Source organism: Bacillus sp. UMB0728 (genome assembly GCF_002858875.1).
Classification (GTDB): domain Bacteria; phylum Bacillota; class Bacilli; order Bacillales; family Cytobacillaceae; genus Bacillus_AB; species Bacillus_AB infantis.
The window spans coordinates 47,367-60,568 of record NZ_PKLA01000001.1 but is presented as its reverse complement, the minus strand read 5'-3'; the positions used below and the strand labels follow the sequence as shown (position 1 = coordinate 60,568).

At 46.7% G+C, this 13,202-nt stretch carries 14 protein-coding genes; all 14 read right to left on the bottom strand.

Going from position 1 to position 13,202, the window contains the following annotated elements; all coding sequences use genetic code 11:
- Window positions 1–231: 231 nt before the first annotated feature.
- The 14 genes from CYJ37_RS00310 to CYJ37_RS00245 all read right to left on the bottom strand — a co-directional run bounded on the left by CYJ37_RS00310 (window position 232) and on the right by CYJ37_RS00245 (window position 13,192).
- On the bottom strand, window positions 232–729 hold the full coding sequence (locus tag CYJ37_RS00310; RefSeq protein ID WP_009795877.1) for a chemotaxis protein CheD: 498 nt from the start codon (window positions 727–729) through the stop codon (window positions 232–234).
- Window positions 722–1,378 (bottom strand): chemotaxis protein CheC, encoded by a 657-nt coding sequence (locus CYJ37_RS00305; protein ID WP_101547497.1) that lies wholly within the window; start codon window positions 1,376–1,378, stop codon window positions 722–724. Before CYJ37_RS00305 ends, CYJ37_RS00310 begins: the two co-directional genes overlap by 8 nt.
- On the bottom strand, window positions 1,371–1,835 hold the full coding sequence (locus tag CYJ37_RS00300) for a chemotaxis protein CheW (RefSeq protein WP_009795879.1): 465 nt from the start codon (window positions 1,833–1,835) through the stop codon (window positions 1,371–1,373). The genes CYJ37_RS00305 and CYJ37_RS00300 overlap by 8 nt, the downstream gene beginning before the upstream one ends.
- A 43-nt stretch (window positions 1,836–1,878) precedes the next feature.
- Window positions 1,879–3,903, bottom strand: a complete 2,025-nt coding sequence (locus CYJ37_RS00295) for a chemotaxis protein CheA (RefSeq protein WP_101547496.1) — start codon at window positions 3,901–3,903, stop codon at window positions 1,879–1,881.
- Between the two features lie 20 nt (window positions 3,904–3,923).
- On the bottom strand, window positions 3,924–5,015 hold the full coding sequence (locus CYJ37_RS00290) for a protein-glutamate methylesterase/protein-glutamine glutaminase (RefSeq protein WP_009795881.1): 1,092 nt from the start codon (window positions 5,013–5,015) through the stop codon (window positions 3,924–3,926).
- Complete coding sequence (locus CYJ37_RS00285; protein WP_101547495.1) at window positions 5,016–5,888, bottom strand: MinD/ParA family protein; 873 nt, start codon at window positions 5,886–5,888, stop codon at window positions 5,016–5,018.
- Complete coding sequence (flhF, locus tag CYJ37_RS00280; protein ID WP_101547494.1) at window positions 5,881–7,026, bottom strand: flagellar biosynthesis protein FlhF; 1,146 nt, start codon at window positions 7,024–7,026, stop codon at window positions 5,881–5,883. Before flhF ends, CYJ37_RS00285 begins: the two co-directional genes overlap by 8 nt.
- Window positions 7,023–9,059, bottom strand: coding sequence for a flagellar biosynthesis protein FlhA (gene flhA / locus CYJ37_RS00275; protein WP_009795884.1), 2,037 nt, complete (start codon window positions 9,057–9,059; stop codon window positions 7,023–7,025). Before flhA ends, flhF begins: the two co-directional genes overlap by 4 nt.
- Before the next feature lie 242 nt (window positions 9,060–9,301).
- Window positions 9,302–10,384, bottom strand: a complete 1,083-nt coding sequence (flhB, locus tag CYJ37_RS00270; RefSeq protein ID WP_009795885.1) for a flagellar biosynthesis protein FlhB — start codon at window positions 10,382–10,384, stop codon at window positions 9,302–9,304.
- Window positions 10,381–11,163 (bottom strand): flagellar biosynthetic protein FliR, encoded by a 783-nt coding sequence (fliR, locus tag CYJ37_RS00265; RefSeq protein ID WP_009795886.1) that lies wholly within the window; start codon window positions 11,161–11,163, stop codon window positions 10,381–10,383. The genes flhB and fliR overlap by 4 nt, the downstream gene beginning before the upstream one ends.
- A 4-nt stretch (window positions 11,164–11,167) precedes the next feature.
- On the bottom strand, window positions 11,168–11,437 hold the full coding sequence (gene fliQ / locus CYJ37_RS00260) for a flagellar biosynthesis protein FliQ (RefSeq protein WP_009795887.1): 270 nt from the start codon (window positions 11,435–11,437) through the stop codon (window positions 11,168–11,170).
- 12 nt (window positions 11,438–11,449) lie between these two features.
- A complete protein-coding gene (gene fliP / locus CYJ37_RS00255; protein WP_009795888.1) occupies window positions 11,450–12,115 on the bottom strand; it encodes a flagellar type III secretion system pore protein FliP in 666 nt (221 codons plus the stop codon).
- Window positions 12,112–12,801, bottom strand: a complete 690-nt coding sequence (locus CYJ37_RS00250; protein ID WP_101547493.1) for a flagellar biosynthetic protein FliO — start codon at window positions 12,799–12,801, stop codon at window positions 12,112–12,114. Before CYJ37_RS00250 ends, fliP begins: the two co-directional genes overlap by 4 nt.
- Before the next feature lie 28 nt (window positions 12,802–12,829).
- The gene (locus CYJ37_RS00245) at window positions 12,830–13,192 is read right to left on the bottom strand and encodes a response regulator (RefSeq protein WP_009795890.1); all 363 of its coding nucleotides are present in this window, start codon (window positions 13,190–13,192) and stop codon (window positions 12,830–12,832) included.
- Window positions 13,193–13,202 lie beyond the last annotated feature (10 nt).

Sequence of the window (13,202 nt, the reverse complement as noted above, 5' to 3'; positions counted from 1 at the left end):
TTAGTATTTGTAAATTATATCAAAATTGCTTTCCTATTAATATTGCAGCAGTTGAAATTCTCAGATTCAGGAAACATTTCCTATATATCCTCAGTCAGCTCATCCCGCTTTTTCACTGGGCCAAAAGCGGAAAAAAATCAGCCCCATTCAAATGGCTGACTTTTTTCTGGAGATGGATTGTGCCCGGGGATGAAGCTATTAGAATTGTTTTCATGTTCGAGCAGGGCTGCCCTACAGCTCAGTGACCCCTTTGTTGACCGTTTTGATCTGCAGCATGGACGTCTTCGTGTTGAATTCTATTGTCCTTCCGCTGTTTCCTCCGACATCCTCTGCAATCAGCCTGATATTATGCACTTGCAGGGCTATTTTGACTGCTTCCACATTTCTCGGCCCGATTCTCATAAGGTCGCTTCCTGAAGAAAATTGGAACATCTGCGCCCCTCCGGCAATCTTGGCCCTGAGAAATCCCGGACTTGCCCCGTGCCGGACCATCTGCCTTACAAGTTCTTCGATCGCTGTATCGGCGTACTTCAGCTTATTGATTGAACCGGCTCGCGCAAGGGAAGAATCAGGAAGCATGATATGTGCCATTCCCGCGAGGCCTGATGACTGGTCATATACCGCTGCTCCTACGCAGGAGCCAAGTCCCGAGGTGCGCAGTATGTCAGGCATAGATGCGATTTTTAAATCTGCTATACCGACCTTGATGATGCTGGCAATTTCATTCATCGCCCGATACTCCCAAAGAGCTGAAAATCACTTCAAAGGAGCAGGGGTCGGGCAGCAGAAAAAAATGGCCTTTTAATGTATGCGTGACAGCCGGTGCCACTTCAGTCAAAGTTGTCTCGATGACAATTGCACTGTCGCTCACCTGGGAAAGCTCTATAAGGCCGAAGCTGATGATCGCTCCTGCCATATCGATTCCGAGTGCAGGCACTGAAGGATAGAGTGAAAGATTTGTAAAATCAGAGAGTGAGGACAAATAGGAGCCTGCCAGAATATTGCCCATTTCCTGCAGAGCTGACAGCCCTATTTCATCAAAAGGCGGTTCTGCCAGCTGAAATCTGTCATCAGCAGTCATCTTCCGGATGAAGGATTCGGCCTGCTCCACCGGAAGGATGAAGAACATGCTTCCGGGGGCATCGCCCTCGATTCTCAGAAAAACGCTGGCCACTACATTTTCCGGGCCCCCGGCCATTTCCATCATTTCATCAAATGAGACGATCTTAACATTCGGGACTCTCATATCAATCTTTTTATCCAGCAAAGTCGACAGAGCGGTTGCTGCATGCCCTGCCCCGATATTGCCGATCTCCTTCAGCAGGTCCAGGTGCAGGGATGAAATGCCGTGCAGGAAGCTGCCGGTCTGCTTACTCATGGCCTGCCAGCTTCATTTCTCCGCCTTCCAGAATCTTTCCAAGGTCGATCAGGATCAGCAGGCGTTTTTCCACTTTGACGACGCCGCTTATGAACTCCGCCTCCTCGGCGCCGATCACGTTCGGCGATGGTTCTATAGAATCTTCTGATACGTCGATCACATCATTGGCCCCGTCAACCACGAGGCCGACTTCCATCTCATCGGCCGAGGCGATGATGACCCTTGTGCTGTCACTATACTCTTTCTGTTCAAGACCGAATCTTGTCCTCAGGTCAATGATCGGGGTAACCACGCCGCGCAGATTGATCACTCCTTTGACAGAGGAGGCTGCCCCGGGCACTCTTGTAATATGCTGTACTTTCTCGATTGATCTTACTTGAGAGACCGGTATCGCATATTCTTTATCTTTTAATAAGAAAATGATCAGTTTTAAATCTGCGGTCATTGTTTCACTCATTTCATACACTCCCTGAATTGGCAGTAGCTTTCATGCCAGTCTATTAATTTATTAAAGCATTGCAGTCAACAATCAATGCAACCTGCCCATCCCCAAGGATCGTAGCTCCGGAAATTGCAAAAATATCATTCAGATAGCCTCCGAGTGATTTAAGCACGATCTCCTGCTGTCCAATAAACGAGTCGACTACCAGTCCAGCCATCTTGTCCCCTTTGCGGACGATGACCACCGAATAATAACCATCTTCCTCCAAATGCACAGGAACATCGAACACATCCTTCAGGAACAGAAGCGGAACGACCTTGCCGCGGAAATCTATGACCTTCTGGTTGTGGGCATTCATGATATCCTCTTTTTTAATGATTGCCGTTTCAATAATAGACGAAAGAGGAATCGCATACTTTTCCTTCTGTACTTCAATCAGCATGACAGAAATGATGGAAAGTGTCAGCGGAAGCTGGATGGAGAAGGTTGAGCCTTTTCCTTCCTGGGAATCAATCGTGACTGTTCCGCCTAATGATTCAATGGTGCTTTTCACTACATCCAGGCCTACGCCCCTGCCGGAAACATCCGAGATTTTGTCTGCAGTGGAAAAACCGGATGCAAAAATGAGCTCGTACACCTGTTTGTCAGTTAATGAAGCGCCTGCCTGCTCCGTTATAATGCCGTTTTTGACAGCTTTTTGCAGGACTTTGTCACGGTTTATGCCAGCTCCGTCATCGATCAGTTCGATGAAGACGTGGTTGCCGCTGTGGTACGCTTTCAGAACGACTGTCCCTTCTTCATTTTTCCCGTTCGCCTTCCGTACTTCCGGAGTTTCAACTCCGTGATCCAGTGCATTGCGGATCAAGTGTACTAAAGGATCGCCGATTTCATCTATGACCGTTCTGTCCAGTTCTGTTTCTGCACCTACAATTTCAAGATTGATTTTCTTATTCAGGTCCCTGGCCAGCTGGCGGACCATCCTAGGGAAGCGGTTAAATACCGTTTCAACAGGCACCATCCTCATATTGAGAATAATATTCTGAAGGTCTCCTGAGATGCGGGACATTCTTTCAACGGTTTCGTGGAGCTCCTGGTTGTTGAGCTCTTTCGAAATCTGCTCAAGTCTTCCCCTGTCGATGACAAGCTCTTCAAACAGATTCATCAATATATCCAGACGCTCTATATTCACCCGGATTGTTTTGCTGCTTGCCTGTTTGGCCGGTGCACCATTCCTGCTTTCTTCTTTTGGTTCTTCCACAGGCTGGATGATGCCGGCTGCAGGCGCCGGTTCTTCTTCAGCCGGATTGGCAGGCATCAGGTCAATGTTTATGATTTCTGCCTTTTCAATTTCTGATACTTTCATGATCTTCGCCTGAATCTCTTCTTTTGGTTCCTTTGTAACCAGCGTGACCGTAAAGGCTGAATCAAATTGCTCTTCCTCCAGCACGTCCACAGGAGGATTGGACTTAATGATTTCACCGGACTTCTCCAATACTTCGAACACCATAAATACTCTCGCAGCCTTCAGGAGGCAATCTTCCCTTAAAGAGATGGATATCTCGAAAACGTCAAAGCCCTGTTCCTTTGACTGGCTGAGCACAGTCCGTTCAAATTCATCATAATCACTTCTCAGCTCTGCAGGAACTTCTGCTTCTGCAGCAGCCGCAGCCGCCGCTTCCTGACGCGATTCCATTAAAGGGGTTTGGCCATTTTCAATCAGCTCCAGCTGCTTTACCGCCGTACCGACATCGCGCTTTCCATCCCCTCCTTCTGAAATGGATAATACCATGGCTTCCAAATCATCGACTGCCAGGAAAACGGTATCCAGGAGTTCAGGCGTGACGCCTATCTTTTGATTTCTAATAGCGTCAAGAACATTCTCCATCTGGTGGGTCAGGCGGGCCAGGTCTTCGTAACCCATTGTGGCAGACATTCCTTTTAACGTATGGGCAGATCTGAATATTTCATTAATTATTTTCAAATCGGCAGGATTCTTTTCAAGTTCAAGCAGATGTTCATTAATCGCTTGCAGATGCTCCCTGCTTTCTTCAATAAATACTTCTAAATATTGGCTCATTTCCATGGCGCTTTCACCCCTCTGAATTAAACATAGCTCTTTATTTTTTCAGCAATTTCTTCTATATTCGCAACTTTATCGACAAGCCCGGTTTCTATTGCCGTCCTCGGCATTCCGAATACAATCGCTGAATCTTTTGATTCTGCAATAGCAGAAGCATTTCCTTTGCTCTTGATTGCTGATAAGCCTTTTGTCCCGTCCGAACCCATGCCAGTCAGGATTACAGCGATTTTATGGCAATTTTCAATCATGCTTGCCGACTCAAACAGTATATCTACTGATGGCCTGTGCCCATTGACCGGCGCAGCTTCACTTAAGACCGCCATCAAGCCGGCTTTCGTCTGCTGTACTGTCAGGTGAAGGCCCCCGGGCGCTATGTAAGCTGTCCCTTTTTTCAGCAATTCGCCGTGCTCGGCTTCTTTTACACACAGCTCCGACAAGAGATCCAGCCTGTCAGCCAATGACTTGGTAAAGCCTGGAGGCATATGCTGGACAACAAGCACTGGTGCATCCAGGGTCCCTGGAAGCTTGGAAAACACCTTTTGAAGCGCTCTCGGCCCGCCGGTTGAGGTACCGATGCACACAAGCTTGTCTGCTGCGGGCAGGCTGCCTGGCTTAAGGGGCGGTCCGAAAGTCTCTGGTTCTATTTTACTATAATTTTCGTATAGCTTAATAGTATTTTTTCCATATAAAGGCTTGTCTGCCAGTTTGGCAGCTGATATCCTGCTTGCAGCAATGACCTTCTCTGCAAGCTCCTGTTTAATTTTGAACAAGTCCAGTGAAATAGAACCTGAAGGCTTTGAGATAAAATCGGCAGCTCCGAGCTGGATGCTGTTCATTGTCTTTTCTGCGCCTTCTTTGGTGGCACTGGCCAGCATGACGACAGGAAGGGGATGAACTTCCATGATTCTCTTTAATGCATCAAGTCCATTAAGCTTCGGCATTTCCACATCCATGGTAACGACATCCGGCTTCAATTCCTCAATCTTCCTTAAAGCATCTTCCCCATCTTTAGCGGTTCCGCATATATTGATTTGTTCATTCTCAGAGAGGAAGTCAGAGATAAGCTTTCTCATAAAAGCAGAGTCATCCACTACGAGTACATTGATCTTGCCCATTTAGCTCCGCCCCTTTTCAAAAAGCAATTGCTTAAGCCGCGACATAAAGGGAACCTTTCCATCAGCCTGCTGCTTCCCGTTCTGCTGCAGGAAAAAATCAGCAATGTCAAGAGTGGCCCTTGAAGCTGCCGAGCTTCTTTTATAAAGCAGATAAGGGGTCTGCTTCCTTACGGCCTGCTGAACGCTGCGGTCATCAGGAACAGCGCCAAGCCTTGTGACCTTTTTTCCCAGGAAGCTTTCCATTACTTGTGATATCCTGTTAAACGACGAGGCTGCTTCCTTCTCTGTTTCTGCTTTATTGACGACTATACTAATCGGCATCTTATTGTCCCTGAGATGGATGAACTTCAAAGCAGCATAAGCATCGGTCAAAGAAGTCGGCTCAGGGGTTGTCACTGCTATCAGTTCATTCACGGATAAAATAAAATGAAGAGATTGGCTGCTGATTCCCGCACCCATATCCAGAATGATATATTCATATTTAGAAAACAGCTCCGAGAAATCCAAGAAAAATTGGTCAAGCACCGGTGCTGAGATCTCGGCCAGCTGAGAAAGGCCTGTTCCCCCTGCTATGTAATGGAGTCCATGCGGTCCCACTGAAATGATTTTCTCGAGTGAAGCATTGCCTGCAAAATAGTCCGCAGCCGAATAAGGAGAAGCAAGGCCAAGCAGGACATCTATATTCCCCATTCCGATATCAAGATCCAGCAGCAGAACATCATGCCCTTTTTCCTGGAGTGAAAGGGAGAAGTTCAGGGAAAAATTCGATTTCCCTACTCCTCCTTTCCCGCTTATTACAGCGATAGTCTTTGCTGAAGCCTTATCTTCCCCGTTCCTCAGTTTCCTTCTAAGCTGTTCTGCCTGGTCATTCATACTTTGATTCTCCCATTATCGCCCCGGCTATTGTTTTCGGGCCGGCGGGCACAAGATCATCCGGAACATTTTGGCCGGTAGTCAGATAGGCTGCCCCTTTTCCTGTTTTATCAATTATGTTGAGCAGCGGTCCAAAGGTCGACGTTTCATCTGCTTTTGTGAATATGAACCTGTTAATGTCCACTACTGAAAATTGTTTGATTGTTTCTTCCATATCCCTTTGCTTGGATGTTAACGATAGGACCAGATAGGTCAGGCTGCTTTCTGCCTCAAGCAGGCTTTTAAGCTCCTGGACATATTTCGGGTTGCGGAAATTGCGTCCCGCTGTATCAATCAAAATGACCTCAAAGTCCTTGAAAGTGTCCACTGCAGCCTTGAAATCTTCCTCTGTATAGCATACTTCCATAGGCACATCGAGAATATCTGCATATGTTTTCAGCTGGTCGATGGCAGCGATTCTATACGTGTCTGTAGTGATGAAGGCCGTTTTTTTCTTTTGCTTTATCACACATTCAGCAGCTATTTTAGCCAGAGTAGTCGTTTTTCCAACGCCTGTAGGTCCGACAAAGTTAATGATTTTGTGATCAAACGCAATTCCGCCATATTGGGCTGTTTCGAGCTTTGCCGTCAAAAGTTCCCTCAGCCAGCTATTAACCTTGTTTAAATCCGGTTCTAAGTCAGATTTATACCATTTTACCAAAAGCTTTTCCATAAGCTCTTCAATGATTGAAGGTTCCACTTCCTGTCCTGCCAGCTCTTCCTGAACTTTCTTGAGCGGAAGCGGCAGGGAAGATAGGGCTCTTAAGCTTCCTCCAGAAGAAGACTGCTGCATTAAACGCTTAAGCTCCCGGATTTCCGCTGCCAGTTCTTCCGAAGAAGGTCCCCCTGCTTTTGGAAAAAATTCAGCTGCCTTTACAGGCGGAGGCTCGATCATTTTTTCTTTTAATACTTCCTTAGGCTGGCTGGGCTCAGGATCTATTGCTGCAATGACTTCAATATTCCTTTTCTTGAAAAACCCTAGGAATCCGTTTGTCTGCACCATTTTGGAATTCAGGATGACTGCATCGCTGCCAAGCTCTTCGCGGATGATTTTCATTGCTTCAGGCATTGAAGGTGCCGTGAATTTTTTTACTTTCAATCGATGTTCACCACCCCTACACTTTGTACTTCTACATTTGCTTCCAATTCATTATAGGAAAGGATCGGCACGAGCGGGAAATACCGTTCTGTCAATTGTCTCACATACATCCTAACGGCTGGCGAGCAAAGAACGATAGGCGACTGGTCCATGATGGAAAGCTGCTCCACCTGGGAAGCGATCGATTCCAGGATGCTTTGTGAAACAGCCGGATCCATTGAAAGATAATTCCCATGCTCAGTCTGCTGGATGCCTTCTGCTATCAGCTTTTCAATTTTCCCTGACAATGTCACAACTTTCAGGGAATCGCCCTGTGCGGAATACTGGTTGGTGATCTGGCGGGCCAGCGCCTGCCTTACATATTCAGTGAGCAGATCTGTATCAGATGTCACTTTTCCAAAATCAGCCAGCGTTTCAAAAATGATCGGCAGGTTGCGGATAGAGACATTCTCCTTAAGCAGCTTGGCCAATACCTTTTGAACTTCGCCAACTGACAATGGATTTGGCGTGACTTCGTCTGCAAGGATCGGGTAGCTTTCCTTCAGATGGTCAATCAGCTGCTTTGTCTCCTGCCTTCCGAGCAGATCATAGGCGTTCGCTTTGATGATTTCAGTAATATGGGTAGAGACGACCGAAGGAGGGTCCACTACCGTGTAGCCAAAAATTTCTGCCTGCTCTTTCGTTTCCTCTGTTATCCATTTGGCTGGAAGCCCAAAGGAAGGCTCGACCGTATCAATCCCGTCGATGCTGTCATCTTCAATCCCGGGGCTCATGGCCAGATAGTGGTCAAGCAGCAGCTCACCGCGGGCCATTTCATTTCCTTTAATCTTCAGCCTGTATTCATTCGGCTGCAGCTGGATATTATCCCTGATTCTCACCACAGGAATGACCAGCCCCAGTTCAATTGCAAGCTGCCTCCGGATCATCACGATCCTGTCAAGAAGGTCTCCGCCCTGATTGGCGTCTGCAAGCGGGATAAGCCCATAGCCAAACTCGAATTCAATGGGGTCCACATTCAGAAGGCTGACCACACTTTCAGGACTCTTCATTTCATCTGTTTCCAGCTCTTCCTCTATCTCCTGAAGCTGCTCTTTATCAGGCTCCTTCACCCTTGATAACATAAATCCGCCAAAAGCAAACAATCCGGCAATCGGGAAAGTAAGGATATTGCTGATAGGCGTAAACAGTCCAAGCAGGAATATTGTCGCTCCGGTTACATACAGCATCTTTGGGTATGCGAGTATCTGTGAAGTAATATCCTTGCCCAGATTCCCTTCGGATGCTGCCCGGGTCACGACAATTCCTGTCGCGGTTGAAATAAGCAATGCAGGGATCTGGCTGACGATCCCGTCACCCACTGTCAGCAGCGAATAGCGGCTGGCCGCATCAGCGAAGCCGAGTCCCTGCTGCATCATGCCAATGACAATCCCGAATATAAGGTTGATCAGGACAATGATGATCCCGGCTATGCTGTCCCCTTTTACAAATTTGCTCGCACCATCCATCGAGCCGTAGAAATCAGCTTCCCGGCTGACCTTTTCCCGTCTTTCCCTTGCTTCATGCTCAGAAATCATCCCCGCATTCAGATCAGCATCGATGCTCATCTGCTTTCCTGGCATTGCATCGAGCGTAAATCTTGCTGCAACCTCTGAAACACGCTCAGAACCTTTTGTTATAACGATAAATTGGATAATAATCAGGATAAGGAAAACAACCATCCCTACTATTACATTCCCGCCGACAACGAATGTCCCGAACGTCTCAACGACACCGCCTGCTTCACCTTTTGATAAAATAGACCGGGTCGTGGATACATTCAGTCCAAGCCTGAATAATGTCAGCAGCAGCAGGAGCGATGGAAAAATGGAAAACTGCAGCGGTTCATTCATATTCATGGATATCAGCAAAACGAGAAGCGCCAGTGATATATTCATGATGATCAGGATGCTTAACAGCCACGATGGAAATGGTATGATAAGCATGGCGACAATCAGGATGACACTGACAACAACCGATAAATCTCTACCAGACATAATCTCTCTCCTAACAGAAATGCGTAAGGCACTTGTTCAGCCCCGACAAGCTTAAGACGCATAAGGATGGGAGGCGTTCTTCCTCCCGTCCTTATGTGGCTTAAGACCTCGAGGGGCTAGTGCCTGGAGCTGGACAATTTAGAAATGCGTAAGGCACTTGGTTGGATGGAACGCAGACGAAGGACTCCGCTCTATTCAGAAGCGTCATCATGGCCGGACTGTTCAGGCCTCTTCGCTGCTGCTTACATTTTGTTCTTGGTGCGGTATACATACGCAAGGATTTCCGCAACCGTTTTAAAAAACTCCTCAGGTATGGTGCTGCCGATTTCGGTCTGGCTGTACAGAGCCCTTGCCAGCGGCCTGTTCTCCACCGTAATTACCTCATTTTCTTTGGCTATATATTTGATTTTCTGTGCAACATAATCTGCGCCTTTTGCCACCACATACGGTGCATCCTGCTTTTCTTCATCATACTTCAGGGCAATGGCAAAGTGGGTAGGATTGGTGATGACGACATCGGCGTTCGGCACTTCCTGCATCATGCGGCTCATCGCCATTTCTCTTTGCTTCTGCTTGATCTTTGACTTGATCAAAGGATCGCCTTCAATGTTTTTATATTCATCTTTTATGTCCTGCTTGGACATCCGGATGTTTTTCTCGAAATCATACTTCTGATAGAGATAATCCAGGACAGATAAAAAGAGAAGCGCAGCTGATGCAAATAAGCCCATCTGCACGGTAAGACTGGCCAAAATGATCAGTGCCGCCCCCGGGGATTTTTGTGAAAGCATCAGGATTTCGTCAATCCGCATCCATAAAACCACAAATGTGACCGCACCGACAAATCCGATCTTTAAGACCGACTTCAGCAGCTCCACAATGGCCCTCATTGAAAAAATTCTTTTAAATCCTTTGATAGGATCGATTTTTTCCAGCTTAAACTGAATGGCTTCGGTTGAAAATAAAAATCCAACCTGCATATAATTGGCTGCTGCCCCGGCAATCATGGCAATCAGCATGACCGGTCCCAGAAACAAAGCCAATTCCTTCATGACTGCAAGGAAAATGGCCTGTACATTGCTCTCGGTCAGTTCCATGAGCATAAATTCCTGAAAAGAGTGCGTCAGCAAATACATGATGATATTTTTTAAATATCCGCCTGCAAAAAGGAGAAACAGGAATACAGCCAGCAGAACCAAGGCTGTATTGACATCCTGGCTTTTGGCAACCTGCCCTTTTTTACGGGAGTCCTGACGCTTCTTGGGGGTGGCCTTTTCTGTCTTCTCCCCGCTGAAAAACTGTAAATCAAGCCTGATCCTATTCATCCAGACGCTCCCCCTATCAGATCCATCAGGCCTTTCATTGTACTGGCCATCGCGCCGAAAAGCTGCGAGACTACATAGAGCAGGACACTCATAACAGCAACAAGAACAATGAAGCTAACGCCGATTTTCAGCGGAATTCCGACTACAAACACATTCAGCTGGGGAACGGTCCTTGCTACAATTCCGAGCGCCACATCCACAAGGAACAGACACCCGACCACCGGCACAGACATCTGGAATGCCGATATGAACATCGAATTAAAGGCCCGCAGCATATATTCAGCCATACCTTCATCCCCGAACGGGATCCACGGCTGGTCGAGCGGTATAGCCTGATAGCTGTAGAAAATACCATCAATGAGCAGATGATGCCCATTGACCATCAGGAGGAAAAACAGAGATATCGTGTATAAATACTGGCCCATGAGCGGGCTTTGCGCACCTGTTTGCGGATCAATTACATTGGCGATGGCGAAACCCATCTGAAAGTCGATCAAACCGCCTGCTATTTGAATGGCCGAAAGGATTAAATATGATATAAAGCCTATGACAAGCCCAACCAGTGCTTCTTTCATAATCAGCAAATAATAGGCACCATTAATTTCAAATGCCGGGGCATCCGCCGCATAAAAGATGATCCAGGCCAGAAAAAAGCCCAAGCCAATTTTATGGGTATTAGGGATTGACCGGTAAGAAAAAAGCGGCATCAGAAGAAAGAAGGAAGTCACTCTTACAAATATCAGTAAAAAAGCAGGAAACGCCGGAAGTAAATCTAGCATGTCATCATCCTACAAATCTAGTCAGATTTGAAAATATTTCATTTGTATAAGAAAGCATATGGCTGAGCATCCAAGGGCCGAAAAAAACAACACCGAGAAGGACAGCAACGATCTTTGGCACAAATGCCAAGGTCTGTTCCTGGATCTGGGTGGTCGCCTGAAAGATGCTGACAATCAGCCCCACGACAAGCGCAAGCACCAAAAGCGGCCCGCTGATATATAAAACACTCATAATCCCTTGCTCTGCGATCGATATAACTGTTTCGGGACTCATTCATTCACCTGCTTAAAAACTTTGTAGTAAAGATTTGACCACGAGATACCATCCATCCACAAGAACGAACAGCAAAATTTTAAACGGAAGTGATATCATGACCGGCGGAAGCATCATCATCCCCATGGACATAAGCACACTGGCCACTATCATATCAATCACTAGGAAAGGGATAAAAATCATAAATCCAATCTGGAAAGCAGTTTTTATCTCACTGATGGCAAATGCCGGAACCAGCGCTGTCAGCGGAATATCCTGTATGGATTCCGGCGTTTCGGCACCGGAATATTCCAGGAACAAAGCTAAATCCTTCTGCCTTGTATGGGCGCTCATAAAGTCCTTGAAAGGGACAGAAGCTTTTTCGTACGCCTGTTCAAGATTGATTTCATCATTAAAAAGCGGGGTCAGCGCCTGTTCATTAACCTCCTGGAAGGTGGGTGCCATGATGAAGAATGTCAAAAAAAGCGAGAGGCCTACAAGCACCTGGTTGGGTGGCATTTGCTGGGTAGCAAGCGCCGTTCTGACAAAAGAAAGAACAATGATGATCCTGGTGAAACATGTCATTAAAATCAATATGCTTGGCGCCAGCGATAAAACCGTCAGCAGCAGGAGCATTTTTACTGAAGTGGATACATTATCAGGGGAGCTCGCATTGAAAAATTCCATAAATTCATTCATTGATCTTTAGGCCCCTTCTGCTCCATTTCCTGGTGAATTTTCCTGCGCTCTCTGCTCAGCTCTTCCAGCTGTCCTTTTAAGACAGACTGAAAATCACCATTGCTGCCTTCAGCGGATTTTGATTTTGCCGCATTTGCCGTTCTGGCTGCCTTTGCTCTTTGAATCACTTTTGTCACAATATCGCTTGGCTGAACAAGCTGTTCCATTTTGTTGTTATAATCATTGATGATCTGATGATATTCTTCTTCATCATCTATTTCTTTCAACAGCTGTATATTATCACCCACACCCACTACAAGAAGCTGCCTGCCTACTTTGATGATCTGAATGCTTTTGCTGGCTCCGAGCGAGGCGCCGCCGAGATTTTCGACAAGCTGGGAAGATTTATAGGTCCGGCTTTTTTTGTTGATGAATTTAAGCAGAAAGTACAGCAGGCCAATGACAAATGCTGTGGCAAAAATCATCTTGGCTATATCCCAGCTGTTAATGCCAACTCCGCCAGATCCTTCTTCCTTTGCAGCCGAGCCGGCTCCATTTGCAGGCTCTGCGCAATCTCCCGCTTTCTGCTCAAAGCAGTCTTTGACGCTGTTATTCAGCTGCTCTGCCTGGGCCACAGTTTGAAGGCCCGGCAAAGCAGCTGCAGCAAGAAGCAGGGTTATGAGCAATTGTTTAACTATTTGCAACATGATGCACCCTCTATTTTTAAAATTGCTTTTAGCCTAAGGTTTTTGAGATAGCTTCCAAGACCCTGTCAGCCTGGAAAGGCTTAACGATAAAATCCTTTGCGCCGGCCTGGATGGCATCGATGACCATCGCCTGCTGACCCATGGCCGAACACATGATGACCTTTGCAGAAGGATTAAGCTTTTTGATTTCTTTCAGTGCAGTGATGCCATCCATCTCCGGCATCGTTATGTCCATTGTCACCAGGTCAGGCTGTGTTTCTTTGTATTTTTCTACAGCCTGGGCCCCATCCGCTGCCTCGCCGACAACGTCGTAGCCATTCTTGGACAGGATGTCCTTAATCATCATTCGCATGAATGCCGCATCGTCCACTATCAAAATCTTCTGTGCCATAATACTTAAC

What these genes read in the sequence shown, in the direction of transcription:
- CYJ37_RS00285 (WP_101547495.1), bottom strand. Translation starts at nt 5,888, where the DNA reads ATGAATGACCAGGCAGAACAGCTTAGAAGGAAACTGAGGAACGGGGAA.
- CYJ37_RS00250 (WP_101547493.1), bottom strand. Translation starts at nt 12,801, where the DNA reads ATGTTGCAAATAGTTAAACAATTGCTCATAACCCTGCTTCTTGCTGCA.
- flhB (WP_009795885.1), bottom strand. Translation starts at nt 10,384, where the DNA reads ATGAATAGGATCAGGCTTGATTTACAGTTTTTCAGCGGGGAGAAGACA.
- fliQ (WP_009795887.1), bottom strand. Translation starts at nt 11,437, where the DNA reads ATGAGTCCCGAAACAGTTATATCGATCGCAGAGCAAGGGATTATGAGT.
- CYJ37_RS00310 (WP_009795877.1), bottom strand. Translation starts at nt 729, where the DNA reads ATGAATGAAATTGCCAGCATCATCAAGGTCGGTATAGCAGATTTAAAA.
- CYJ37_RS00290 (WP_009795881.1), bottom strand. Translation starts at nt 5,015, where the DNA reads ATGGGCAAGATCAATGTACTCGTAGTGGATGACTCTGCTTTTATGAGA.
- fliR (WP_009795886.1), bottom strand. Translation starts at nt 11,163, where the DNA reads ATGCTAGATTTACTTCCGGCGTTTCCTGCTTTTTTACTGATATTTGTA.
- CYJ37_RS00300 (WP_009795879.1), bottom strand. Translation starts at nt 1,835, where the DNA reads ATGAGTGAAACAATGACCGCAGATTTAAAACTGATCATTTTCTTATTA.
- CYJ37_RS00305 (WP_101547497.1), bottom strand. Translation starts at nt 1,378, where the DNA reads ATGAGTAAGCAGACCGGCAGCTTCCTGCACGGCATTTCATCCCTGCAC.
- CYJ37_RS00245 (WP_009795890.1), bottom strand. Translation starts at nt 13,192, where the DNA reads ATGGCACAGAAGATTTTGATAGTGGACGATGCGGCATTCATGCGAATG.
- CYJ37_RS00295 (WP_101547496.1), bottom strand. Translation starts at nt 3,903, where the DNA reads ATGGAAATGAGCCAATATTTAGAAGTATTTATTGAAGAAAGCAGGGAG.
- fliP (WP_009795888.1), bottom strand. Translation starts at nt 12,115, where the DNA reads ATGAATGAATTTATGGAATTTTTCAATGCGAGCTCCCCTGATAATGTA.
- flhA (WP_009795884.1), bottom strand. Translation starts at nt 9,059, where the DNA reads ATGTCTGGTAGAGATTTATCGGTTGTTGTCAGTGTCATCCTGATTGTC.